The following is a 22,197-nucleotide window of genomic DNA, read 5'->3' on the forward strand; positions in this document are numbered from 1 at the left end:
CACCAATACTGATTGAAAGCGGTACGAACATCGATTCGATGCGCGCCGCGAAAATCAACGCGGATAAGGCCGCACCAACGCGCATTCCGGATTCAACCGCACGCCGAATCCCGGCGTGTCCGGCACTTTCATTTTTCCATTCACCGGCACCGGTTCGTCGAGCAGAAGCGGCGTGAACATCGGCACGACTTCGTCGGCTTTCGGCGCCATCATCAGGAACTCGGAGAACGGCGAGTTGTGCCGTGTGACGACGAAGTGATAGCTATAGACCGACGAACCGTGCGGCACAACCATCACATTGTGAGCATCGGCGAGTGCCGAGATCTTGATCAGTTCGGTGATGCCGCCGCACCAGCCCACATCGGGTTGAATCAGATCGCAGCACTGCATCTCCAGCAGCATGCGGAAGCCCCAACGTGTCGCCTCGTGTTCTCCGGTGGACACCATCATGCCGCGTGGCACGTTGCGGCGCAGTTCGGCGTAACCCCAGTAGTCGTCGGGCGGCAGGCATTCTTCGATCCACTTCAGGCCGTATTCGTGCGCACCCTGCGCGAGCTTCGTGGCGTACGGCACATCGAGACTCATCCAGCAGTCGTACATCAGCCAGAAGTCGTCGCCGACGCGGTTGCGCATGTCCGCGAGTTTTTCCAGATTCTTCTTCAGACCCGCTTCGCCTTCAGCCGGTCCATGCTGCAACGGCAATTTCCCGCCGATAAACCCCATCTCCTTCGCGAGATCGGGCCGCGCGCCGGTCGCGTAGAAGATAAGTTCGTCGCGCACCGGGCCGCCCAATAGCTGATACACCGGCTCCTTGCGCACCTTCGCGAGCAGATCCCACAGCGCGAGATCGACGCCCGAAATCGTATTCAGCACCACGCCTTTGCGGCCGTAGTACAGCGTGGAGAAGTACATCTGGTCCCACATCTTCTCGATGTCGGTGACGAGTTGTCCTTCGAGAAAGCGCGCCAGATGTTTCTCGACGATGAACGCGCCGATCTCGCCGCCCGTCGTCACCGCGAACCCGACCGTGCCGTCGCTCGCCTCGATCTCGACGACCAGCGTGCCCAGCACGTTGATACCGAACGACTGACGGCTCTGGCGATACTCGGGATAACGCGCCATCGGCGTGGCGATGTGATCGTCGATCCAGTGTCCACCGGGTTGATCGTGATAATCCGCCCCGCCGCCGCGGACGATGAAGGCACGCACGTGCCGGATAGTAGGCATGGCCATGAAAAGGGCTCCGTTAGGGATGCGTCGAACGTGCAGTCGACAATGCGCCTCGCGGGCGCGATGCAATAAGTTCTGGAAAGATTGTTTGCCGGTCAGACGGCGTCTCGAAACAGCAGCGCTGCGGATCACGAACACGACGAATACGAAGGGTTTCGCTCACGGACGCCGCGCCAACGCGCGACACACCGCCTTGCTCGCGCCAGGCGTGCAAATTCATGTCGTCTCCTTCGCGAAGCACGCGTGACGTGCTTCACCTTTCTTGTATTCGATACCCGCTTACGCCACCGCGACTCAGTAAGTCGCCCGTCCGCCTGACAGATCGAACACCGAGCCGGTGCTGAACGCGCAGTCTTCGGACGACAGCCAGAGAATCAGCGACGCCGCTTCTTCCGGCAACAGGAAGCGGTTCATCGGAATCTTCGAGAGCATGTAGTCGATGTGCTGCTGCGACATCGAATCGAAGATTTCGGTTTTGGCCGCAGCCGGCGTGACTGCATTGACGAGAATGTTCTTCGTCGCGAGTTCTTTACCGAGCGATTTGGTCAGCCCGATCAGACCCGCCTTCGAAGCGCTGTAGTGCGACGCGTTCGGATTGCCTTCCTTGCCCGCCACCGACGCGATATTGACGATCCGGCCATAGCCCTGCTTGAGCATTTGCGGCACCACGGCGCGGCAGGTGAGATACGGTCCGATCAGATTGACGTCGATCACGCGGCGCCACATATCGGGCTCCAGCTCCCACGTCGTGCCGTTGCCGCCGGTGATGCCGGCGCAATTGACCAGCACGTCGATCGCACCGTGATCGGCGACGGTCTGACTAGCGGCCTGCGCGACGGCGGCTTCCTGAGTCAACTCGACCGTGACGGCCGTCACCTTGCCCAGTTCGGCAAGCTCGGCCTGGCTGCGCGCGAGACGCTCGCTGTCGACGTCCCATAAGGCCACCGATGCGCCCGACTTCAACGCGCGTTGCGCCACCGCGTAGCCGATACCGCGCGCGCCGCCCGTAATGGCGACTACGCGCCCCTCCAGATCGATCCGATTCATCGCTGTGCTCCTGTGGGCCGCCCGAGCGGCGTGCCTCTGTAAGTTGTTGTGATGCTGCTGTGACTACAAGGTTGCTGCCAATATACGGGCGGGGCGATGTGGTAACAATTCGAGTATTGGAGGGGGTGATAACAAAAGCGGATCGGGATGGCCGGGGGAGTTTTGCCGGATAGCGAGTCGAGGGAATGACGGCGACGCAACAATAAACGCCCGCTTGAAGTCTGGTCTGAACTTTGGCTTGAACTTGGCCGGCCTCCGATTGCCAAACCCAATATTGGTAATCGGGAAATCTGGCATGGCAAGCGTACTACTCGTAGACGACGACCCGGAAGCTCTCGCTGCATGGAGCGCAAGCTGCACGGCTGACGGTTTCGAAACAAGAATCGCAAACGACGGTCAATCCGCGTTGGCGATGTTCATCGACTCCCCTGCCGACATCGTCGTTGCCGACTGGCGCATGCCGGTCATGTCGGGTAGCGAACTCTGTCATCGACTGCGCAATCTGCCTGGGCTGGCGGACGTCGTCTTCATTCTGGTGTCGGGAGAACCGAGCCCGCCGGCCTTCATCAGTTATGACGGGTTCCTTCGCAAGCCGGTAGACGGGGCCATGCTGCTCACGACCATGCGGCGACTGCTGGCCGATCACGCCACGCATCGGCAAATGCAGCACGGCGGCGCGACGTAGCCAGACACATCGAAACAACCCGTACTATTTACTGCACCGGCTTCGCATCCGGAAAAACCCACGCCCCATTTAAAATTTCCTCGCGGGGACGATAAAGCCGCACGGTGTAGTTCCAGCCGGAAACTACGGGCACGCAGTTGGCGATTTTTCCATCGCATCCGCCGAACTGGATGTCGATCGAACCGTCTGCGCCCTTCTTCGCCGTCAGGTTATTGAGCGTGTAAGCGTTATACGCGTTCTTCTGAAAGTAACCCTCGGCGTTGTACACGCTCACCGACCAGAACGCGTCGACCGGAACGTCCTTGACGTTGAGACGATAAATCGTCTGGCCGTCGTTACGCTGCGGGGTGATGTTGAGATAAGTCGCATCGCGGTCGGGATTGCCACCCCACGCCGCCGCCGTTCCGATCAGATGCCTGACCGGATCGACCTGCTCTCTGGTACCGAACGACTTTTTGAAATCGGGAAGAGTCGTCGCGAGAACCAGCAGAGCGTCGCGCATTTTCTTCTGACTGACCGGGTCCCAATTCGGCGAGTCGAGCTTGCCCGGCGACCGCTGGCTGACCTTGATCGCATCCTGCAACGCGTGAACTTTTTTGATGTCGTCCGGGTTCGCCGGGTCTACGAGCGTACGGATTCCAATCACCACATAACGTGTACCGACGTTATCGCGGGTCAGCGTATGAGCGCCGGGGCCATAGAACACGTTCGGCACATAGTGGTCCTCGTTGATCACCTGAAGCGACATGAAACGTGTGCCGGGATCAGGCATCGTGATCGTCACCGGTCCGGCGTCGAGGTCGAATATGCCGGACGTGTAAAGCGTGTCGCGGTTGAGCCGGATCACCGTCTGGTCGTCGATGGAGGCCGGCTCACGGTGATGATAGAGCTTACCCAAACCGCCCTGCTTCACCAGCGAAGCGATGTACTGATCCGATTCGGCGCGCACGAAGTTATCAACGGTAACGGGAATCGCCGCATTGCCCGATGACGGCGCAGCCGACTGCGCGTGAACGCTGAACGGTGCAACAAGAGGAACGACGCCAAGCACCGCGACCGCGGCGCCAGGAATGCACCTGCTGATCCGAGACGGCTTCATGAAAGTATCCCTTTCTACTCGTCGGCGTCGATAAAGAGCATCGAGATATAAAGAACGGTCGATACGACGATGATGCCCACGCCGACCAGTACCTTGGTCCGGTTGAATTCGAGTCCACCGTTGATCGCAACAGCAATTCCTGCGACTGCGGCCAGCGTGCCGAACGCGGCAAGTCCTACGTGTATCTTGCTGCGAATCAGCTTTCTACGCATCGACGCGTCAGTCGGTTCCGGTCGTTCCTGTTCCATTTCATGCTCCTTCACGCGAACCAATATGACATCGCCGATGCGTCGCCAAGCTTTCGATGAACTACCTGGTCACGCCATGCGGTTCACTGCGCCTGCGTATCGTTGCGCGCAACCGATGCGGCGATCGCGGTCACAAAAACCGCCCGCACCGAGTCGCCGACCTTGATCTTATCCAGTGCAACTTGCGGTGCCACGTCGAGCGTTTCCGTGCGCGTCGGTCCACGCAACGTAATCGTGCGATGCTTGCGATCGATTCTCTGCACCGTCGCCACCACTTCGACCCGACGAGCCGACGCCACCACGCCGCCGGAAGCAGGCTGTGCGAGTTCCGTGTCGACACGTTGACGGATTCCCTTCGACGCCAGCCGGTCCACGCCGATCAGAACTGCCTTCTGGTAAGCAATATTCAGAATTTCTCCGACGTGCAGTTTCTTCACGTCCGCGACGTCGGGATTCACGTCGAGAACCGCGATATTGCCTTCAGGGCCCTGAAGCGCGACGCTATTCGAATCGGCATCGATTTCGACGACGCGCGCCTGAAGATGGATCAGCGCCGCCGCGCCCACGGCCTGCGGAGCCGGTTCAGAAGCCGGGGCCTGAGCAAACACGGGCGGAGCAGCGATGAGAAGAACCGTCAGCGCGGCAATCGCGGTCTTCACCTGATATGAAAGCGGACTCGATGTAGAACAAGCCATGGAAACCCTCCGGTTGACTGCGTCGTTGACATAAGCAGATTTCACAAGCCATTGACTGCATAGCACTCGTTTTCGACAGGCTTTGCACCGTCGCGAAGATGCTTCGCCGCATGTTCGTACACGCGGTTGCGTTCCGCGGCGACGATCAGGCGCTGCTGCTTCATCGTCGCATTGTGATATCGCGGATCACCGACGATCCCTGTGTACTCGACTCGCCTGGTCGCCCGGTAGCGGCGGAAAAAATCGGGACCGGGCAGTCCGTTATCTCGCGCGAGAAGTACGCCATAGTCCGCATGCTGTTCATCGCAGATACTGCGTAACGCGTCGTCGAGTACCGCGTTTCTGACAACCAGCAGCGTGTTGCTCGGAAACAGCGCGTGAAAGCGCGCATACGGCAGAACGCCACGATTCCCGGCGGTGCGCACAAGCGTGTCGATCAATCGGGCAGTAAGAGTTGCATCCATCCGGTTCCTCCGCTGAATTACGAGTCTGCACGCGCGTGGCCTATTGGCATGATTCTCTGACTCCATGCCGGATGCTCCACAGAGTGCGCAACGCGACTATCGGGCTATGAGTGACTGAAACTGAAATGCCTCGTCAAGATGATTCAAAAATTCGCCGCTACTGGAACGTCGCGCTAATGGAAAGCTGCACGGCATTTCCCTTCGGACGCCTGCTCGCCTCGAGTTCGTTGACCCAGCGCAGCGTCGCCGACACCGGTGTTTTGCTGATTTTTCCGGACCACGTGACCATTGGCCCGATGCCCACCGAGTGTCCGCTGGTACTGCCGATCAAATCGGCAACGCCGCCTGTGTCGTTACCCAACTGTTCGATCCAGCCGCCCACCACGCCGACGCCCCAGCCGTTCCTGAAGCGTTTGAGTGCCAGAAGATCGAGCACGCTGACGGGCGCGTTCTTATAGTTGGTCTTGTTGTTGGCCGTGTAGAACTCGACGCCGTAATTCGCGGAAAGCTCGATGTCCTGCGAGGCAATCAGGTGCGTGTAGGCAATGGTCGGCGTGAACGTCCACGTGTTCTGTCCGGCGTTCGCAATCCGGCTCGTACTGTATGCGCCGGTCGGCGCGTACATCTGCACGCTCAATGCCACGTGATCGGTTTGACTGAAGTGATATCCGGCGATCACCGGCGTGAAGAAGATGTCGGCGAATTGGGTCGCGTGGTCGTTCGGCAATATTCCGTGAAAACTCGATGCGTTCGTGTACTGCACCGGCACGCCGAAGCTCGAAGCGAAATTCCATCCGCCTGCGGTAATGCCCCATGTTTTGATCGCGTTGGCCATCACATACACGACCTGATAGTTCAACCCTGCTGTGATCGTGCCGGCGACCGGAATGGTTTTCGATGCGCCTAACGAACCCTCGTAATAGATGGACGTGAACGACACGATCCAGTCGGACGTGGGCGGAACGATACCCGCGTACGGCATGACCTGCTGCCCGGTAATAGGCCGCCCCACACCACCTTCCGTCGCGAATGCATGCTGTGCGCAGCTCAGGCCGAACATACCGGCTGCGATGGCCAGATGCTTGAGCGGCCTGCTGGCAGAGCGATTCCATATATCCAAGGCAGTCTCCTGCGAGATGGGTCGATGCGTCTTCTGTGCCTCTACCGCGCCTGAACAGCGTGCAGGCTATGTCGGATCAGGTTGTCGATACACGATGCAACGCAACGACTTCAGCGCTTCTGCGGAACAGGGAATTTCCACGAACCATCGAACGCGGCCGGACCGGGTCCGTAGATTCGTGCGATCACGTTATAGGCGCCCTCAGGGGCCGGAAGCCAGTTCGACTCCAGCTCAGGTCCCGGCGACGAGTGCTGCACGTAGATATCGAGTGATCCGTCGGCTCCATATTTGAGACCTTTGGTGCGGGCGCCAATCGAGTAGCGACTGATTCGATTGGCGACCAGATGGCGCCCCGGAAGGTCGTACATCGTCATCGACCAGAAGAATTTCGCGGGCGGCAACTCCGTCTTGTCGAAGTGGATCACGTAAGGTTGCGAACCCAGCAACTGCTCGTGATCGGCATTCAGACGCGTGCCCACATACACCGCTTCTTCTTTCGTGTTTCCATAAATGCCCATTGCGGCCGCTACAGCACGTTTCAGATAGTCGTCTTTCAGATCTTCTCGCGAGCCGAAAAGATCGAATGAACTGGTCGTGCTTTTTTCCGCTTCGGCCAGCGCATCTTTCGCATCGGCGAGACCCGCCTCCATAGCCTGCCGCATGTCGGGCGACAACGACGCGGCGTCGAATTGCCTGCCCGGCCCAATGCCGATCGCGCCAAAGCGCCGCATAAGCTCCGCTTCCGAAGGCGCGGGAGGTTGCGTGAATTGCAGCAGGAAATTCAGGTACGAAATGAAATCGATCGACGTCGCCTTCTTTTCATCCCACTTTGGAAATGTCAGTTTCGGCGCGGCCGCCGGCGCGGGCCGGTGTTCGAACGACGAAAGCGGCGTAAGCGCGTAGCCCTTCTGAATGGCCTTGAGACGCGCGACGTCATCGGGGCCGCTAAGCGCCGTACGTCCCAGCGTAAGAATGAAATCCGTCTCCGAACGAAACACCTTGTCGATGCCCGCCGGCTTGTCGCCGTGCCACGAGGGGCCGGCGAAAAGATAGTGGCCGGCGCCGTCGCCGGTGGTGCGTGACCCGACGTACGCGAAGTTATAGGTGAAAAGGTCGATCCACTGAAACACGTAATAGCGATCGTCAGGAATGGCAGGAACGGTCAGCACCCAAGGCTCCCGCCGCAGATCGAGCCATGCCCACGAGTAAGGTGTGTCGTTATTCGGCGTGACGATCTCGCGGTTTTCGGGGCCGTATGGCGTCGAATAATTGCGGAACCTGCCGAATCCGCCAATATAAGATTTCGACGCCGGATCGATGGCCTGGTCGTACATCGTCTTGTAGTTAAACAGCATCGGATAGGCGTAGATAAATGCATCCTTCACGATGCCGCGTGCTTCGTCGGGTGAGACGGTAGTGTTTGCCAGCGCCGTCGCGTCCGATGCTTCCGGTGATCCCGCGGCGTTTGCGCGCGCGAACAGGAACAGGCAAAGCAGTACGGTAGCCCCGGTTGCACTGGTCTTTGCGATGGTCCTGAATTTCACCGTTGCCTCTCCCGGTTCGTCACCGCCATTTACCTGGCGTCGTATTCAGCCCGGCGAAAATCCGCGCTGCTAACTGCCGCGAAATGCTCCCGAATCTTCAACGTTGGGGTCGGATTTAGCGGATAGCGATTTTGTCCGCGCCGCAGGCTTCGCTTTTCGCGAATAGACTTTCGACAAAATCCGCCAAAACGGACGCCATTAAAAATCAGCCCGCCGACATAATAGCTTCAGCCATGCGAGGCCATCCTTTTAAAGCCAAAGGAAGTCACTGCATAATGCGCATGTCAAAATTAACGAACAGCGTCGCCCACGTCGCAGAATGCGATTCAGGGACAATTCCTATCAATAAGGAAGCGCAAAGATTGGGCGTCTTTTCGCGCCGCGCTCATGCGAGCGTTAGCGAAAAAATGAGTGGCTAGCCATAACGCGTTCCTCGCAGAGACGTTGGCTGCCGCACTGGCACGCTGTGCGGGCTTGAAGCTGGCAAAGTTATGATTATTTCAAACTGTTACGGGATGCTAGCAAACGTATATGAGAATAGCAAGGACGATTACCCTGAACCTGTATTGCGAGAACTATTAAGCCAGCATTTATTTCGACGCATTCTACCAGTGCAGATATTTGCGCAAGGCATCATAGTTCTATTAAATTAAATTTGCACGACGATTGTTTTTGCCATAAAACTCCACACAAGATGCAAAAACGATTATTAGTAGTTTCATATACGGATTTCCGCAGAAACATTTTCATCGCCGCCGGCGTTATCGGCCAGCGAGACGTTAATCCGCTCCTATAAAGGACATTGACAGTCCACTGGAATCAGACACGAGGGGAATGCGCGCGCATTCCATTTTTTTTGTGCCCGGACTTCCCAGCAAGGTGGAATATGCCCTCCCGAACCGAAGAGCTGCCAAGCGTCATGCGACGGATGGCCGCCGGCCGGATGCTGGTGGACGGCGCGTCGGTCAACGAAGTCGCCGAAGCGCTGCATTTGTCGACCGATACTGTCCGCAAATACCGCAGCATCATCGCGGATGGCGGGCTTGAAGCGCTGCAGAAAATGAGTGTAGGCGGCCGCTCGCCATTGCTCGACGGCGCGGCGATGCAGTGGATTGCCGCGGCGCTGAACGGGTCCGCGTGCGAGCACGGTTTCCCGACCGATGCGTGGACCAATGCGCGGCTGCGCGAGTTGATCAAAACCCGTTTTGGCGTGAGCTATTCGCGCGTTTATACGTGGCAGTTGGCGACCAATCTCGGCCTCGGGCACCGTTTATCCAAATCGAGTCGATAAGCCATCGCGTGAATATTCGAGGCGGACGTCACGCGCTATCCGCGCGACTCTGCCGGGCGGTCCACACATGCATCCACGTCGACACTTTCGCCGCGAGCGTTGCCGGCCTTGCTTGCCAGTCGCAAATACGCGGCGGCCAGGCGTCGAAGATCTTCTTCGGATGCGTCCTCTATTCCGATCAACTGGTTATTCGCCGCGCGATGCGACGCAAGCAGTTCGTTCAGCTTCAGATGAACCGCCACGCTATCCTTGTTCTGACTTTGCTGAATCAGAAAGACCATCAGGAAGGTAACGATGGTCGTGCCCGTATTGATGACCAGTTGCCAGCCGTCGGAAAAATGAAATAGCGGACCCGTTACCGCCCAGACGAACACGGTGATCGCCGCCACGCCAAAGGCGACCGGCGAACCCGCGAGGCGCGTCACCGAACTCGCGAATGCATCGAATGCGCGCGTGACAGGATGCGTTGCCGCGTAAGCGGGACTCGATGTATCTGGAACCGTGCTGAGGCTGTCTGCGTATGAGTTGGTCGATTCTTGCCGCATGGCGGTCTCCGTGGCTGGCTATCACATAAGCCGTCAGCACATTGCATGCCGACACCACGCAGGCGGCTGACACAAAAGCCGTCAGACCGCCCTCAATCGAATGACTAGTCCACGCACGCAGGACAGGCCAACGCTTCCGCTTGTGCTTCCGTTTGTGCTACCACTTGCACTGCTGCGCTCTGCTCGCCGCGACCAAAGCTCGCCCATGCTGCCAGTCCCAACAGCGCGAGTCCGCTGCCGAACAGAAAGTCGGCGGGGACACCGGCATGGTCGACCACGACGCCGCCCACCAGCGAGCCCAGCGCAATCGCAATCTGGATGATGCTGACGAACAGGGCCGAACCCGCTTCAGGCGACTGCGGCGTCGCACGCTGAATCCAGATGCTGAAGCACAGCGGCAATGCGCCGAACGAAACGCCCCACGCGAGCACGAATGCCGCAACGCCAATCGTCGAATGCTGCAAAAGCGGCAGCGACACCAACGCGAACATCAACAGCGAAACCATTGCGCCGACCGATGCTTTCAGATTGCGCGTGACGGTCGACGAAATCGCGAAGTTCGAGAAGAACCCGATAATGCCGAAGCCGAGCAGAAGCCACGTGATGGTCGACATCGTCAGATTGGCATTGCGCAGCAGGAACGGCGTGACGTAGGTGTACGACGAAAAATGCGCGCCGAACACGAGCGCGACCATCAACATACTGCGACGCGGATGCGGTTGACGCAGCAACGCCACCAGATCGCGCAAACGCAATGCGGCCGACGACGGCAGCGAAGGCACGAAGAAAAACTGCGCAACGAGCGCAATCGCGACGAGCACGCCGGTTGCCATGAACGACGCGCGCCACGATGCAAAGCTCGCGATGAAGGTGCCGAGCGGCACGCCGATCACGGTCGCACAGGTCACGCCGGTCAGGATCGTCGCCATGGCTTTGGCGGAATCCTTTGGCCGCACCAGACGTCCCGAGGCTGCGGTGGCGAGCGTCCAGAAGCCGCCCAACGCAGCGCCGAGCAGCGCGCGGCCGACCAGCATGATCGAGAAGTCAGGCGCAAACGCGGAAATAAGATTTGACGCGAGCAGCAACGCCGTGAGTAAAAGAAACACGCGCCGACGATCCATCCGCCCCGCCACGAGCATCAGACCCGGCGCAGAGATGGCCGCGATGATGCCGGGCACGGTCACCATCAGCCCGGCCGTGCCGGGCGAAACATCGAGATCCGCCGCGACGCGCGGCAGAAGTCCAACCGGTAAAAACTCCGTCGTCACAAAGGCAAATGCGCCTATCGCGACCGCGCCGACAGCGAGCCACGAACGCAGGGACGACGAGGTCCCATCGTCCAGCGAGCCATCGCTCGCCGGCAGATTATCTTCCATCAACATAGTATTGTTTTCTGATTACTTAACAACAGGTGGGATTGGAGCGGTCACACCGCACTAATCGATTTGAACGCCGCTTTTTGCATCGCAAACGCGGCTTTGCCTGCCGGATCATGCTGACGGCAGCGGCAAATCAGTGAGTGAAAACCCGAATAGGGCGTACCTTACCATTGCATTAATTCTCGCGCTGACGGCTGCGTAAAATCGCAGTTTCGAGTGGGGGTATTCGGGCGCTGCGCGGGGACTTCGCCATCACTGCGTTGACGCGCCGCGACCGCAATGTGAATAGCGCGATCCTTGTTCTGAAACGGACCTTCTCCGGTCACGGTCCCGTGCGAAAAAGAATGACGAACCCCGGGCACAGCGTTTGCTGATGCTCGCGTCAGCGTTTCGCACATTCGCGATCATTCATCAAAGGACTAACGGACATGCTCACCACACGCCCCTGCACTGCCACCTGCGTACTCGAAGGCATGCCTGTCACGCTGACGTTCTATCCGGACAACGGTGTGCTGCGCATCGCCGATCCAACGGGTACCTGCATCAGGGAAACGCGCTGGCATTCTTCGTGGCGCGCATTGCTCGATGAATTCAGCCAGTTTAATCAGCGGGCTGAAGCGGAAAATGCAGCAGAAGGATTCGGCGAAGTAACGGGTCGTCTCGACGAGCAGCGCAGCAACCAACCGATGCAGAACATGGCACTTGCCTAGTGCGTGTGGGGGACGCGGCACATTATATTTTTAGCCGGTATCGCGTTCCCACCCGCATCGGTCAATTCCGTTACTGACCGAAATACACCTTGCATTGAGGCGCGGAACCGCACGGCTGACCAGGCCGGGTTCCCGATTCCGATTGCCCCGCCGCCACGCCTCCATACGACACGTTGCGGACCTGCTGGCCCTGCCCGGTGTCTCCCAACGGGATATCGGTCGTCGCCTGCGCCGATTCGTTGGCATTCTGCTGCATCATCGCGCGTCCCGACGCAGCCGCTCCTGGCTGGCCGTCGGATTCGGACGCGCTAACTGGCCGGGGCGCGAGAAACAGAACGGCGCTCGCCATTACCATCAATAAACGTAGTTTCATGGCCAGACTCCTCGAATCCGGCGCAGCAGTTCTCGCCCCCTGAAAAATTGATCCGCGAAAAAATTAGCTCGCCCAATCGGGTTGCCCGACGAGTTGATGCCGATGCGCAACTGCTGCGATGAGTCATCGAACTAAACAAGTAAGTAATTGACCAACCTGTAACCGATGGAGATACGTCCTTGCGGGTAACCGGAATCAGTCCCTCAGGTTGGCAACGCGGATTTCTGTTCCGCAATTTGGTTATAGTTCGCCGGCCTGGGAATTCAATCTCCGGTGCCGGGGCGTGTCGCATGAACCCCACATCGTTCGATAAACCTCATTTGCAAAGAAAATCCGTTAATCCGGCGCGTGCATTATCCGCACAGTGCGTTATGATGTTGCTATAACGTAAAAGAGCGGCGCGCAAGACACCGGCGAGAGACGGAAGGTGGACGTGAAACCAGCCAGTCGCAATCAAAGCAATGTCATCACAGTATTTCCCCCTGCAGCCGTGAGGCTTATCCAGCCTTACCCGGCACGCGGCGAAGTGCTGCCAGAGTGTGGCGGGCGTGGCATTACTCACTGATTGTTCCCGATTGGCGCATTTGGCACAGACTGTATTGCGATTTATGGAGCAACGTTTTCTAACGCGGCTCATGAAATTACCTTCAATCGATAACACCACCGCGAGCCGGCCCCAGTCAAATGGGCTCGATGCATCGCGACTTTCCCTTGCAATCTGTAATTGACAGAACGCTGGACGCTTTAGAAGGACGAATATCTTATGGACGAAAGGAAGCGAGATAGCATCATTGCGTATCTCCGCCATCGCATGGAAGAGTTTGGTATCGAACCAGAAGACCTTGCTGCCGTGCTGGCGTCCGAGCCATCTGCGCAAAAGGCGGAACGTTACCGCAGCGCGACCGGCGACAGTTGGGACGGCCAGGGCGAAATGCCGCAATGGCTTAAACAGGCAATCAGTGCGGGTCAATCAATTGACCACTTTGAAATGTCTGCTAAACCGGCCCCTGCCCCGCAATCCAAAAAACAGGTCGACTGGAAAAACGATCCGTTTGCCGGCAGTCCGTTAGCGCGCCCGACCGGTCGCTAAAGTGCGGTATGGCGGAGTCCGTAATGAGTTGCGACTGAGTTGACTGATTCGCTCAGCGTAAAAAAGTTTATCCCTGCATTCTCCAGTGCGATCCCTCTGGTCTGGCGTGTCCGTCAACACGCTTGCCGGACAGTGACTCGTGCGCGCCGCCAGTTTGCATCCATATCTTCTTGCTCGCCGTATATCCGGTAAGAGCAGCGCAATGACTCGCTGCTTCCCGAGAACCGGTCATGATTTCATGAGCGGCTTACGTCCAGCTCGCGGCAGCCATTACGCCCGATGAGCTCGCAAGGAGAATCGTGATGCGTCTATCAACGCTAAAAATCATCGCGGGTTGTGCGGCCGGTCTTTCCGCATTGTTATTCGCAAGCGGTCCGGCATTCGCGCAAGGCGGCGGCAACGGCCAGGGCGGTAGCGGCGGCGGCAACGCACACAGCGCAGCGACAGCGGGAATGACCCATTGGGGCGACCCCGCTCCGAGTCCGATGGACGCAATGCCGGGAAGCGGAATGAAGAAAATGGATTCGCCCGACAACGGCATGCCGTCGATGTCGCCGGGCGATCCGATGAATGGCGCTAAACCCGCACAATAAAAATAGTCCGATTTTCGTGGGCTAAACGTACGGATCTGAATCGGGTTCAGGCGCGGCCGGGTCGATCAAACACCGGTGACGCCGACCCGTCGCGCGTCATGACCGGCATTGTCCTGAAACTCGCCCACGCGGGTGGTGTCGCGCATGAGCAGCGCGTATTGCGGCAATTCGATAAAGCCGCTCACCTGCCGCACGATCTGCCAGAACACCTTGGCAAACAATCGCACGCGTTCCGCTTCGTCCAGATCGCCAGCGAGCGGATCGGCAAAGGTCCAGTTGCACAGCTCCGGTTCCCCGGGAAATGACGGCGCGTGATTAGCGTCGACGGATTCGTGCATGGAAACGACGAGATCCATGCGCGGCGCCCACTCGCCGGTGAATTCCAGCCAGCTCTTCGGACTGAGCACGCCCTGATCCGACACACCCGGCCGCAATTGCGCGATTGCATGCGGATGAACTCGCGCGGCCGGCTCCGGCCCCGCGCTGAATGCTTCGAACCGGTGTCCTGCCAGTTCTCGCAGCAAAGCCTCCGCCATGATGCTGCGCGCTGCGTTGTCCCTGCAAAGAAACAGCACTTTATATTTTCTGGTCACGCTCACCCCGTAGCCGTATTTTTTTGCTTCTGGGCGCTATTCTGCCGGCCCAGTCTTGCGACCCCGTGACACTACGATGTCTAAATTCCTCGCGCCACGGGAATTTCCACCAGGGCACTCACGCTTCCACTTACAGGCAGGACTTGCCACACACGGCGGATCACGAAGAGGCCGAAGTGTACCAGCGCGACGCTGAGCCTTACATTTCGCTGTCTTTCACGCGGACGAGCGGGCACGCGGGTGAGCGAGCGCGCGCCGGCAGGTTGAGTCAGGTCGCACTTTCGCTATCGTTGCGCTCCGACAGGATCCGGTTGGCGGCATCGCTGCCATAGGCTGGCGTCGCTGGAGCGGGGTCGAATGATACGGCTGCGGGCGCGGGCGAGCTGATCGCCTTGACGCCGTTCACAATGCCCGGCGCGGCGACGTACGGAATAAACGCAGCAACCGCAACTACAACGATGAAGGTAAACATGGCCGTTGTACCTCTCGGGGAATCGATGCGTGGAGACGGGCGAGCCAAAGCGTTCGCAGAGAAAGATGAGGAGAGAGCTCGCGGGAAAATCTCCAGCCAATCGCAGGTAAATTAGCTGGGGAGCAAACAGGAGAGAACAGTCGATACCCGGTATTCAGAGTCGCCAGTTGCGCAAATCCGGGCCTCACGCAAAAGCGCCCGGCACCTGCCAACGCAGCGGCAAATGAAGCTATCTGGCAATCAACTGACCACGTTCGACCGACATCCATCGCGAACGCACTACTGATTCTAGAAGCGCAAAATCGAACGCTAAAGACTGCGGTCTATATCAATTCGGTCTAGGTCTATGGTCTACCGGCCAGGCGCTTATTCGTCACACGGCTGCGGATTGCACGACTTTGCGCGGCGATTGGTCGGACTGATCGTCCTTCGAGCCCGTACGACTCAGAAACGCAAAAGACGCGAGCGCCGACATAAGCGTGATCGCGATCAGCACATGTAGCAGGCGCGTGAACGCATGCGTATAGCTCAGCACCAGTTCGTGCCGGCCGATTTGCGGCAGGCTCGCGGCAGCTTGCGCGAGGTCGCCAGTGGTCAGACGCTGCGATGCTTCGGCAATCCGCGCGATCGTCGCGGGTCCGGCGTGCGGCACGATGCGGGCGAGACTCGCGTGGACGAGGCCGGCGAGAATCGCCATCGCGATGGCTAGCGCAATGCCCTCTCCCGCCACCCGCGTCGTGCTGAAAATGCCCGATGCCATGCCTGCTCGCTCCTTCGGCACGACGCTCACGGAGAGTCCGTCCATCAGACCCCAGGGCACGCCCGCGCCGATGCCGACGACCAGCATCGGCGCAATCACCGACGCTCGCGATGCGCTCATGTCGACGAGGCTTAGCCAGCAAAGCCCGGCTGCGGCGACCAGAAAGCCGATGCCCGACAGGACGCCAGCCGATATCCAGCGGGTCAGCGACGCGGCCAGCATCGGCACGACGAGCATAGGCGCGGAGAGCGCGATCATCAGCAAACCGGCGTCCATTTCGCTCAACCCTTCTGCACCGATAAAACGCAGCGGCAGCATCACGATGAGCACGATATAGCAGTAGCAGGTGCCGACCGGCAGCATCTGCACGCCGACGAAGCGCGGATAGCGGAACAGGCTCAGCGTCAGCATCGGTCGCGCGACGCGCGCCTCCACCACCACGAACGCCACCAGCAATCCCGCCGACGCAGCCAGCAGACCGACCACAGTTGCACTCGACCAGCCGTCCTGCGGCGCCTGGATCACGGCAAACGTGAACAGCGCGAGCGTGCCGGTAAAGGTGATCGTCCCCGGCCAGTCGAGCCCGCTGGCGGCCGGATCGCGGGTTTCGCGCATACGCGGTACGCCGAAGACGAATGCGATCGCGCCGATCGCCGCGATTGTCCAGAAGATCGCCCGCCAGCTAGAATTTGCGATCAACGCGCCCGCCATCAACGGACCGAAGGCGAGGCCAATGCCGAAGCTCGTCCCCAGCAGACTGAACGCCCTGGTGCGCGCGTGGCCATCGAATTCCTGCGCGAGCGCGGCGGTGCCGCTCGCCAGCGACGCAGCCGCCGCAACGCCCTGCAACGCACGCAGCGCGTCGAGCCAGGCCACCGACGGCGCGAAACCCAACGCGAGCGACGTCGCGATAAACCCCGCCAGTCCGCACACGAAAACCCGCTTGCGGCCGAACTGATCGGCGAGCGCGCCTGCGGCCATCAACAGACTGCCGAAGCTCAGCATGAATGCATTGGTGATCCACGTCAGCGCCGCCGCACTGCCGCCAAGGTCGCGGCCGATTGCAGGCGTAGCGACTGCGCCGCCCGAAAATGCCAGTGGCAAGACAAGCGCCGACAGGCACACGGCGGCGAGGATAAGCGGCTTGTCGCGCTGCGCGTCGTGCGGCGTGGTGGTTTTCATTTTTCGAGCCCTCAGGTGGAGTTCCAGCGTTCGACGCGCAGTGGACCGGCATCGCACCGGCCGCGCGTCGCGACACACTCAGGCCGCTATTCTGTTGATGGATTCCCCGTGGATAAAGAGCGCGCATGTCGCGACTGAACGGCCTGAAACGCGGCAATCACGTCATGACGGCGCGCCAGGCGCCGATTGTCGCCACTCGGGCGACACACCGTTTCTGTCCGGCGGATTTATTCCCGCGACTCACTCGCTCATACTGCAAGCTGATTTTTGGCCCGCGCGAAGCCGTTCAACGACGGACGACGCGCGCCGCGCACCATGACGGGGCTTACCGGATGCTGAACAGAAACGCCATTTGCTCTGGCGCATACCTCGAAAGTTTTGATTCGCTGCCGGGCGAGATGCTGTGGACCCAGGCGCGGATCGACGCATCGCTCGCGCAGACGTTGCGGCAGCGTCCGTGCGACGGCGACATCTGGGTCTTCGCTTACGGCTCGTTGCTGTGGAATCCGGTCTCGGAGTTCGACAGCCGCCGCATCGCGACGCTGCATGGCTGGCATCGCAGCTTCTGTATCCGGCTGATCGCCGGGCGCGGTACGCCGGAGCAGCCGGGCCGCATGCTCGCGCTTGAATCGGGAGGCAGCACGGAAGGCGTCGCATTGCGCCTGGGCGGCGCCACGGTCGAGGAAGAGCTACGGATTCTCTGGATTCGCGAGATGGTGACGGGCGCTTATCGTCCGACCTGGGCGCCGGTCACGCTCGACGACGGCACGCAAGTGTCCGCAATCGCCTTCGTTGCCGAACCCGAGGATTCGCAATATGAAGGCGATTCACGGGCCTCGTCGATTGCCCCGTCGATGGCCGTCGCCACCGGCCTGTTCGGCACCAACGCCGACTATGTTTTCAAGCTGCAAAGCGCGCTGGCAGAGTGCGGCCTGAGCGATCCCTACATCGACGAGATCGCGTCCGAACTGACGCGGATCGGCAGCCACCCCGCGTGACGCGTTAAAACCGCAAGCCGTTCAGGAACTGGAACCACAGGCCGCCGAGTGCGCCCGCAGGTTGGGCGTCGGCGGCGGGTTCGTCGCGCTTGCCTCTCGCGCGGTGCTCTGCAGCGTCTTCTTTCTTCGCCGACACGTCGGCTTGAGCCGAAAGATCGGGTTTGTCGGGTACGTCAGGCGTATTCGTCGGTTTTGCCGCTTCGCGGCGCGACGCCTGCAATGCCGCCACGCTGTCCGCGATCTGCGCGGCTCGCTTCGCCTCGCATTGCCGCCCCAGCAACACGCCGAACAGCACGTCGCGATTGTGGCCTTCGTCGGCGAAACGGATTGCGACCGAGACCATTTCCGCATACGCTGCCTCGTCGGCTGCGCGCGCCGCCGCCTCGCGTTTCGCCCGCGCCTGCTGCGCGCGCGTGCGTTGCGCCTCCCAGCCGCGCATCTGCTCGGCGTAGACCGCGTCGTACACCTTGCGCTGCTCGGGATCGGACAGGATCGCGTACGCGTCCTTGATCTCCTGGAAAGTGGCGCGCGCCACTTCCTCGTGCGCACCGTGATTGCGGTCGGGATGCCACTTCATCGCGGCCTTGCGGTACGCGCGCTTGATTTCTTCTTCGGTGGCGTGCGTTTGCACGCCGAGCGTGTCATATAGGGTTGCCATTTACTTGCTGACCTCGCCGGGAATCGTCGCGGCCCATCGTAGCATGCACAAAACGGCTTTAGCGTGTCGGCCGGCGGGTCGGCTCGAGTGTCGCCCGATCACGCGCGTCGAGGGCAAAAAAAAGCCCCACCGCTTGCGCGGCGAGGCTTAACCCATGTCAAGGAGATGTCATGGAGGAGACGATTCGATGATAGCCACCCGTCATCGCGAGTCCAACCAATGGTTCGCCATATGCTTATCTGACACGGGGTCAGGTACATCGCATGCTGCGCGTCGAACAGCGCCTGGTTATATCGTTAGAACAAAAAGTCGCTTAGGTTCGTGCGCACGGGTCATTAAGATGACACTTCAAAGTCCGGTTCGCCCCGGCCCGTCGCTCACCTACCCGCATCAGCAGGTCGTGAGCCGCTACCGAAGGAGCATTTCGTTGACCCGATTCGATCATCACCGCCGGCCTCTCGTCATCGGCATTGGCGGCACGACACGCGCCGCTTCGTCGACCGAGCGCGCGCTCGGCTTCGCATTGCGCGGCGCGGAAGCCGCCGGCGCGAACACCCGCCTGTTCGGCGGCACGTTTTTGCATAGCCTGCCGCACTACGCGCCCGAACAGCCCAACCGTACCGACGAGCAGCTCGAACTGATCGAAGCCGTGCGCCATGCAGACGCGCTGATCATCGCCACGCCCGGCTATCACGGCGGCGTGTCGGGCCTCGTCAAGAACGCACTCGACACGCTGGAAGAACTACGCGCCGACGAACGTCCGTATCTCGACGGCCGCGCGGTCGGCTGCATCGTCACCGCCTATGGCTGGCAAGCCGCCGGGTCGGTGCTGACGTCGCTGCGCTCGATCGTCCACGCGTTGCGCGGCTGGCCCACGCCGTTCGGCGCGGGCATCAACACGCTGGAAACGCGTTTCGATTCCGTCGATACCTGCTCCGACGCGAAGGTCGTCGACCAGCTCGCGACCGTCGGTCAGCAGGCTGCGCAATTCGCGCTGGCGTTCAACGCTCATCGCGCGGCAGAAAGCGACTCGCTGAACGCGTCGACGCTCGCTTCCACACAGCCTGCCCGTCTGCTGCACGCGGTGTAATCCGCGTATCACGCGCTTCTTTTTCAGCGTTTTCCCCCGCTCCTGACACACTCGCGTGGCGCCGCTTCGGCGGCCCACGCGAGTGGCGTTTGCACGAACCGTGCGGCACATAACAGACTCGCCGCGCGAGGCTGGATAGTGTGATCGAACACAGCGCATATGATCCGATCCGGGCATCTGAATATCACTCCCGAAACCCGCTGATTTGCTTACGACGAAAGATTGGTTCACCCGCTGCGCAGCGCGCCCTACGCTTGACCCTGTCCACCGATTCGCCGCTTTCCAGACGCACGGCGCTACAGGGTTAGTCGCACGCACTGGATTTTCTGCAACGCACACGGGCACCTCTGTCGAGACCATGAATTCACATATTCGCTACAAGGGCTACGAAGTCGCGCCGGTTGCGCAACTGTTGCCCAACGGGCTGTTTGCCGCCAACCTCACGATCGAAAAAACCAGCGCGGACCACGGTAAGGCGTACTCGTTCGACGCGCTCGATTACTTCTTCGACGAAGAACATGCACTCGCCTACGCATTCCGATGGGGACGTATGTGGATCGATAATCATCAGTGAGTTTTTGATGGGCCTCTGGTGGCCTTTCAATAACCTGCGGTCGTTGAGAATGCGGTTGCGTCGAGCGCGGCGAGAAGGGGTTCGACACCCTGCGTGTCGCGTTCGCCCGACTGCCGGTGCAGGTCTGCGCGGCCCAACCATGCGTCTGAAGCGGATGTGCCAGAATAGTCGGCACATCGAGTCCGCTCTCCCGACGCCACCATGCCCGACACCGATCTCCGTTACGCCCTCCCTGCAAGCGCACATTGCGCGAATACGCAACGACAGGGAGGCGCCCAGTCATGACATGGACCGTCGATGAACAACTCGCGCTGACCGCCACGCAAGCGGTCGATGCGATCCAGTCAGGACGTCTCGGCGCAACCGACTACGTCGCCACGTTGCTCGCACGAGCGGCATCGCTCGCTAATCTGAACTCGCTCACCACGATCGATCTAGACGGTGCGCTCGCGGCCGCGAAGCGCATCGACGCGTTGTCGCCCGCGCAGAAAGCGCAATTGCCGCTGGCCGGATTGCCGGTCGTCATCAAGGACAACATCAACACGGCAGGCTTGCAGACTTCGGCAGGCACACCCGCACTCGAAGGCTTCGTGCCGGCGACGAACGCACCCTCCGTGCAGCGTTTGATCGACGCCGGGGCGATCGTGCTCGGCAAAGCCAACATGCACGAACTCGCGTTCGGCATTACCAGCACGAACCTCGCCGCGCATGCGGGTCCGGTGCGCAATCCGTACGACCCGTCACTGATTCCCGGCGGCTCGTCGGGCGGCACGGCCGTGGCGATCGCCGCGCGCATCGTGCCCGCCGGTCTCGGCACGGACACGGGCGGCTCGACCCGCATTCCGGCCGCGCTGACGGGCATCGCGGGGTTTCGTCCATCGGTCGGCAATGGCGGCAAGGAACGGCGCTATCACGATCCTGACGCGGTCGTGCCGATCAGCCACACGCGCGACACTGTGGGCCCGATGGCACGCACCGTCGCCGATATTGCGCTGCTCGACGGTGTGATAACAGGTGCCGGCGGATTGCCCGCAATCGCATTGAGCGGCCTACGTATCGGCCTGCCCGAGCCGCTTTGGGAAGGGCTCGAACGACAGGTGGAAGATGTCGCGCGTGCCGCGTTGAATCAGCTTGAAGCTGCGGGCGTCGTGTTCGTACCGGTAGCGATGAGCGATCTGGATTATCTGAACGCGATGGTCGGCAGTCCGATTGCGGTCCATGAAGCGCTCGGCGATGTGGGGGCCTGGCTCGTCGCCAATCACGCGCCGGTCACGACGGTGGCGGAACTGGCCGCGCGCATTGCGAGCCCGGATGTGCGCGAGATTTACGACGACGTCCTCGCAGGAGTGCTCTGCGGCGAGTATCAAGCCGCGCTGAACCACTGGCGGCCGCGCCTGCAGCAATACATTGCCGCGACGTTCACCGATCACCGTCTCGACGCACTGCTGTTTCCGACCACGCGCCTCGCCGCGACACCGATCGACGACATCCACGGCTCGTCGACGGTTTCAATCGACGGCTCTGCGCCGATCCCCACGATGAACGCTTACCTGCGCAACACCGATCCGGCCAGCACGTCCGGCATTCCGGGCCTGTCGCTGGCGGCGGGCATGACGGCGAGCGGCTTGCCGGTCGGCCTCGAACTGGACGGTCCGCTCGGTGAAGACCGGCGGCTGCTGGCTATTGGCGTCGCGTTCGAACAGTTGCTCGGCCTATTGCCCGCGCCCGTGCTTTGACGTTTATCCCCCTCTTTCGAA

At 60.4% G+C, this 22,197-nt stretch carries 24 protein-coding genes; 9 read left to right on the forward strand and 15 right to left on the reverse strand.

Going from position 1 to position 22,197, the window contains the following annotated elements; genetic code table 11:
- Positions 1–54: 54 nt before the first annotated feature.
- Positions 55–1,233: an L-rhamnonate dehydratase gene (gene rhmD, locus ABH945_RS16330; protein WP_429251182.1), complete on the reverse strand. Its 1,179-nt coding sequence runs from the start codon at positions 1,231–1,233 to the stop codon at positions 55–57.
- Between the two features lie 291 nt (positions 1,234–1,524).
- A complete protein-coding gene (locus tag ABH945_RS16335; RefSeq protein ID WP_074769332.1) occupies positions 1,525–2,277 on the reverse strand; it encodes an SDR family NAD(P)-dependent oxidoreductase in 753 nt (250 codons plus the stop codon).
- Positions 2,278–2,572: 295 nt separating this feature from the next.
- On the opposite strand from ABH945_RS16335, the gene ABH945_RS16340 reads away from it, so the two are divergent.
- Positions 2,573–2,962, forward strand: a complete 390-nt coding sequence (locus tag ABH945_RS16340) for a response regulator (RefSeq protein WP_074769334.1) — start codon at positions 2,573–2,575, stop codon at positions 2,960–2,962.
- A 28-nt stretch (positions 2,963–2,990) separates the two neighbouring features.
- Here ABH945_RS16340 and ABH945_RS16345 read toward each other — a convergent pair whose 3' ends face one another.
- The 6 genes from ABH945_RS16345 to ABH945_RS16370 all read right to left on the reverse strand — a co-directional run bounded on the left by ABH945_RS16345 (position 2,991) and on the right by ABH945_RS16370 (position 8,132).
- Positions 2,991–4,061, reverse strand: coding sequence for a DUF1254 domain-containing protein (locus ABH945_RS16345; protein WP_429251183.1), 1,071 nt, complete (start codon positions 4,059–4,061; stop codon positions 2,991–2,993).
- Between the two features lie 14 nt (positions 4,062–4,075).
- Positions 4,076–4,309 carry a DUF2964 family protein gene (locus ABH945_RS16350; protein ID WP_074769338.1) on the reverse strand — a complete coding sequence of 78 codons (234 nt, stop codon included), beginning with the start codon at positions 4,307–4,309 and terminating at the stop codon, positions 4,076–4,078.
- 83 nt (positions 4,310–4,392) lie between these two features.
- Entirely contained in the window at positions 4,393–5,004 is a 612-nt protein-coding gene (locus ABH945_RS16355) for a copper-binding protein (protein ID WP_074769340.1), read from the reverse strand.
- A 41-nt stretch (positions 5,005–5,045) separates the two neighbouring features.
- On the reverse strand, positions 5,046–5,468 hold the full coding sequence (locus ABH945_RS16360; RefSeq protein ID WP_429251184.1) for a hypothetical protein: 423 nt from the start codon (positions 5,466–5,468) through the stop codon (positions 5,046–5,048).
- 157 nt (positions 5,469–5,625) lie between these two features.
- Positions 5,626–6,588, reverse strand: coding sequence for a SphA family protein (locus tag ABH945_RS16365; protein WP_429251185.1), 963 nt, complete (start codon positions 6,586–6,588; stop codon positions 5,626–5,628).
- Between the two features lie 110 nt (positions 6,589–6,698).
- Positions 6,699–8,132, reverse strand: a complete 1,434-nt coding sequence (locus ABH945_RS16370; protein ID WP_429251186.1) for a DUF1254 domain-containing protein — start codon at positions 8,130–8,132, stop codon at positions 6,699–6,701.
- 886 nt (positions 8,133–9,018) lie between these two features.
- On the opposite strand from ABH945_RS16370, the gene ABH945_RS16375 reads away from it, so the two are divergent.
- Positions 9,019–9,423, forward strand: a complete 405-nt coding sequence (locus tag ABH945_RS16375; protein WP_074769344.1) for a helix-turn-helix domain-containing protein — start codon at positions 9,019–9,021, stop codon at positions 9,421–9,423.
- A 35-nt stretch (positions 9,424–9,458) separates the two neighbouring features.
- On the opposite strand, the gene ABH945_RS16380 is transcribed toward ABH945_RS16375, so the two are convergent.
- Both ABH945_RS16380 and ABH945_RS16385 read right to left on the reverse strand, forming a co-directional pair.
- Positions 9,459–9,968, reverse strand: a complete 510-nt coding sequence (locus ABH945_RS16380; protein ID WP_074769346.1) for a low affinity iron permease family protein — start codon at positions 9,966–9,968, stop codon at positions 9,459–9,461.
- 104 nt (positions 9,969–10,072) lie between these two features.
- Positions 10,073–11,350 (reverse strand): MFS transporter, encoded by a 1,278-nt coding sequence (locus tag ABH945_RS16385; protein ID WP_429251187.1) that lies wholly within the window; start codon positions 11,348–11,350, stop codon positions 10,073–10,075.
- Between the two features lie 425 nt (positions 11,351–11,775).
- Between ABH945_RS16385 and ABH945_RS16390 the strand changes: the two genes are divergently transcribed.
- Positions 11,776–12,057 (forward strand): hypothetical protein, encoded by a 282-nt coding sequence (locus ABH945_RS16390; RefSeq protein WP_074769350.1) that lies wholly within the window; start codon positions 11,776–11,778, stop codon positions 12,055–12,057.
- Between the two features lie 70 nt (positions 12,058–12,127).
- Here the strand turns inward: ABH945_RS16390 and ABH945_RS16395 are convergent, their stop codons facing one another.
- The gene (locus ABH945_RS16395) at positions 12,128–12,430 is read right to left on the reverse strand and encodes a hypothetical protein (protein WP_074769352.1); all 303 of its coding nucleotides are present in this window, start codon (positions 12,428–12,430) and stop codon (positions 12,128–12,130) included.
- Positions 12,431–13,193: 763 nt separating this feature from the next.
- On the opposite strand from ABH945_RS16395, the gene ABH945_RS16400 reads away from it, so the two are divergent.
- Positions 13,194–13,520: an H-NS family nucleoid-associated regulatory protein gene (locus ABH945_RS16400; RefSeq protein ID WP_074769354.1), complete on the forward strand. Its 327-nt coding sequence runs from the start codon at positions 13,194–13,196 to the stop codon at positions 13,518–13,520.
- Positions 13,521–13,822: 302 nt separating this feature from the next.
- A complete protein-coding gene (locus ABH945_RS16405; RefSeq protein WP_429251188.1) occupies positions 13,823–14,113 on the forward strand; it encodes a hypothetical protein in 291 nt (96 codons plus the stop codon).
- Positions 14,114–14,178: 65 nt separating this feature from the next.
- On the opposite strand, the gene ABH945_RS16410 is transcribed toward ABH945_RS16405, so the two are convergent.
- From ABH945_RS16410 to ABH945_RS16420, 3 genes are all read right to left on the reverse strand, one after another.
- Entirely contained in the window at positions 14,179–14,706 is a 528-nt protein-coding gene (locus ABH945_RS16410; protein WP_429251189.1) for a low molecular weight phosphatase family protein, read from the reverse strand.
- A 268-nt stretch (positions 14,707–14,974) separates the two neighbouring features.
- Positions 14,975–15,178, reverse strand: a complete 204-nt coding sequence (locus tag ABH945_RS16415) for a hypothetical protein (RefSeq protein ID WP_429251190.1) — start codon at positions 15,176–15,178, stop codon at positions 14,975–14,977.
- Between the two features lie 373 nt (positions 15,179–15,551).
- Complete coding sequence (locus tag ABH945_RS16420) at positions 15,552–17,120, reverse strand: MFS transporter (protein WP_429251191.1); 1,569 nt, start codon at positions 17,118–17,120, stop codon at positions 15,552–15,554.
- 332 nt (positions 17,121–17,452) lie between these two features.
- On the opposite strand from ABH945_RS16420, the gene ABH945_RS16425 reads away from it, so the two are divergent.
- A complete protein-coding gene (locus ABH945_RS16425) occupies positions 17,453–18,118 on the forward strand; it encodes a gamma-glutamylcyclotransferase (RefSeq protein WP_429251192.1) in 666 nt (221 codons plus the stop codon).
- 4 nt (positions 18,119–18,122) lie between these two features.
- On the opposite strand, the gene ABH945_RS16430 is transcribed toward ABH945_RS16425, so the two are convergent.
- Complete coding sequence (locus ABH945_RS16430; protein ID WP_429251193.1) at positions 18,123–18,776, reverse strand: J domain-containing protein; 654 nt, start codon at positions 18,774–18,776, stop codon at positions 18,123–18,125.
- A gap of 427 nt (positions 18,777–19,203) precedes the next feature.
- On the opposite strand from ABH945_RS16430, the gene ABH945_RS16435 reads away from it, so the two are divergent.
- From ABH945_RS16435 to iaaH, 3 genes are all read left to right on the forward strand, one after another.
- The gene (locus tag ABH945_RS16435) at positions 19,204–19,866 is read left to right on the forward strand and encodes an NADPH-dependent FMN reductase (protein WP_429251908.1); all 663 of its coding nucleotides are present in this window, start codon (positions 19,204–19,206) and stop codon (positions 19,864–19,866) included.
- Positions 19,867–20,224: 358 nt separating this feature from the next.
- Entirely contained in the window at positions 20,225–20,440 is a 216-nt protein-coding gene (locus ABH945_RS16440; protein ID WP_074769366.1) for a transcriptional regulator, read from the forward strand.
- Positions 20,441–20,721: 281 nt separating this feature from the next.
- Positions 20,722–22,176 carry an indoleacetamide hydrolase gene (gene iaaH / locus ABH945_RS16445; protein WP_429251194.1) on the forward strand — a complete coding sequence of 485 codons (1,455 nt, stop codon included), beginning with the start codon at positions 20,722–20,724 and terminating at the stop codon, positions 22,174–22,176.
- Positions 22,177–22,197: the final 21 nt, after the last annotated feature.

This window comes from Paraburkholderia sp. GAS333 (assembly GCF_050435665.1).
GTDB classification, from domain to species: Bacteria; Pseudomonadota; Gammaproteobacteria; order Burkholderiales; family Burkholderiaceae; genus Paraburkholderia; species Paraburkholderia fungorum_A.

What these genes read in the sequence shown, in the direction of transcription:
- ABH945_RS16430 (WP_429251193.1), bottom strand. Translation starts at nt 18,776, where the DNA reads ATGGCAACCCTATATGACACGCTCGGCGTGCAAACGCACGCCACCGAA.
- ABH945_RS16395 (WP_074769352.1), bottom strand. Translation starts at nt 12,430, where the DNA reads ATGAAACTACGTTTATTGATGGTAATGGCGAGCGCCGTTCTGTTTCTC.
- ABH945_RS16360 (WP_429251184.1), bottom strand. Translation starts at nt 5,468, where the DNA reads ATGGATGCAACTCTTACTGCCCGATTGATCGACACGCTTGTGCGCACC.
- iaaH (WP_429251194.1), top strand. Translation starts at nt 20,722, where the DNA reads ATGACATGGACCGTCGATGAACAACTCGCGCTGACCGCCACGCAAGCG.
- ABH945_RS16345 (WP_429251183.1), bottom strand. Translation starts at nt 4,061, where the DNA reads ATGAAGCCGTCTCGGATCAGCAGGTGCATTCCTGGCGCCGCGGTCGCG.
- ABH945_RS16385 (WP_429251187.1), bottom strand. Translation starts at nt 11,350, where the DNA reads ATGTTGATGGAAGATAATCTGCCGGCGAGCGATGGCTCGCTGGACGAT.
- ABH945_RS16415 (WP_429251190.1), bottom strand. Translation starts at nt 15,178, where the DNA reads ATGTTTACCTTCATCGTTGTAGTTGCGGTTGCTGCGTTTATTCCGTAC.
- ABH945_RS16340 (WP_074769334.1), top strand. Translation starts at nt 2,573, where the DNA reads ATGGCAAGCGTACTACTCGTAGACGACGACCCGGAAGCTCTCGCTGCA.
- rhmD (WP_429251182.1), bottom strand. Translation starts at nt 1,233, where the DNA reads ATGGCCATGCCTACTATCCGGCACGTGCGTGCCTTCATCGTCCGCGGC.
- ABH945_RS16405 (WP_429251188.1), top strand. Translation starts at nt 13,823, where the DNA reads ATGCGTCTATCAACGCTAAAAATCATCGCGGGTTGTGCGGCCGGTCTT.
- ABH945_RS16390 (WP_074769350.1), top strand. Translation starts at nt 11,776, where the DNA reads ATGCTCACCACACGCCCCTGCACTGCCACCTGCGTACTCGAAGGCATG.
- ABH945_RS16350 (WP_074769338.1), bottom strand. Translation starts at nt 4,309, where the DNA reads ATGGAACAGGAACGACCGGAACCGACTGACGCGTCGATGCGTAGAAAG.
- ABH945_RS16440 (WP_074769366.1), top strand. Translation starts at nt 20,225, where the DNA reads ATGAATTCACATATTCGCTACAAGGGCTACGAAGTCGCGCCGGTTGCG.
- ABH945_RS16420 (WP_429251191.1), bottom strand. Translation starts at nt 17,120, where the DNA reads ATGAAAACCACCACGCCGCACGACGCGCAGCGCGACAAGCCGCTTATC.
- ABH945_RS16375 (WP_074769344.1), top strand. Translation starts at nt 9,019, where the DNA reads ATGCCCTCCCGAACCGAAGAGCTGCCAAGCGTCATGCGACGGATGGCC.
- ABH945_RS16335 (WP_074769332.1), bottom strand. Translation starts at nt 2,277, where the DNA reads ATGAATCGGATCGATCTGGAGGGGCGCGTAGTCGCCATTACGGGCGGC.
- ABH945_RS16380 (WP_074769346.1), bottom strand. Translation starts at nt 9,968, where the DNA reads ATGCGGCAAGAATCGACCAACTCATACGCAGACAGCCTCAGCACGGTT.
- ABH945_RS16400 (WP_074769354.1), top strand. Translation starts at nt 13,194, where the DNA reads ATGGACGAAAGGAAGCGAGATAGCATCATTGCGTATCTCCGCCATCGC.
- ABH945_RS16425 (WP_429251192.1), top strand. Translation starts at nt 17,453, where the DNA reads ATGCTGAACAGAAACGCCATTTGCTCTGGCGCATACCTCGAAAGTTTT.
- ABH945_RS16355 (WP_074769340.1), bottom strand. Translation starts at nt 5,004, where the DNA reads ATGGCTTGTTCTACATCGAGTCCGCTTTCATATCAGGTGAAGACCGCG.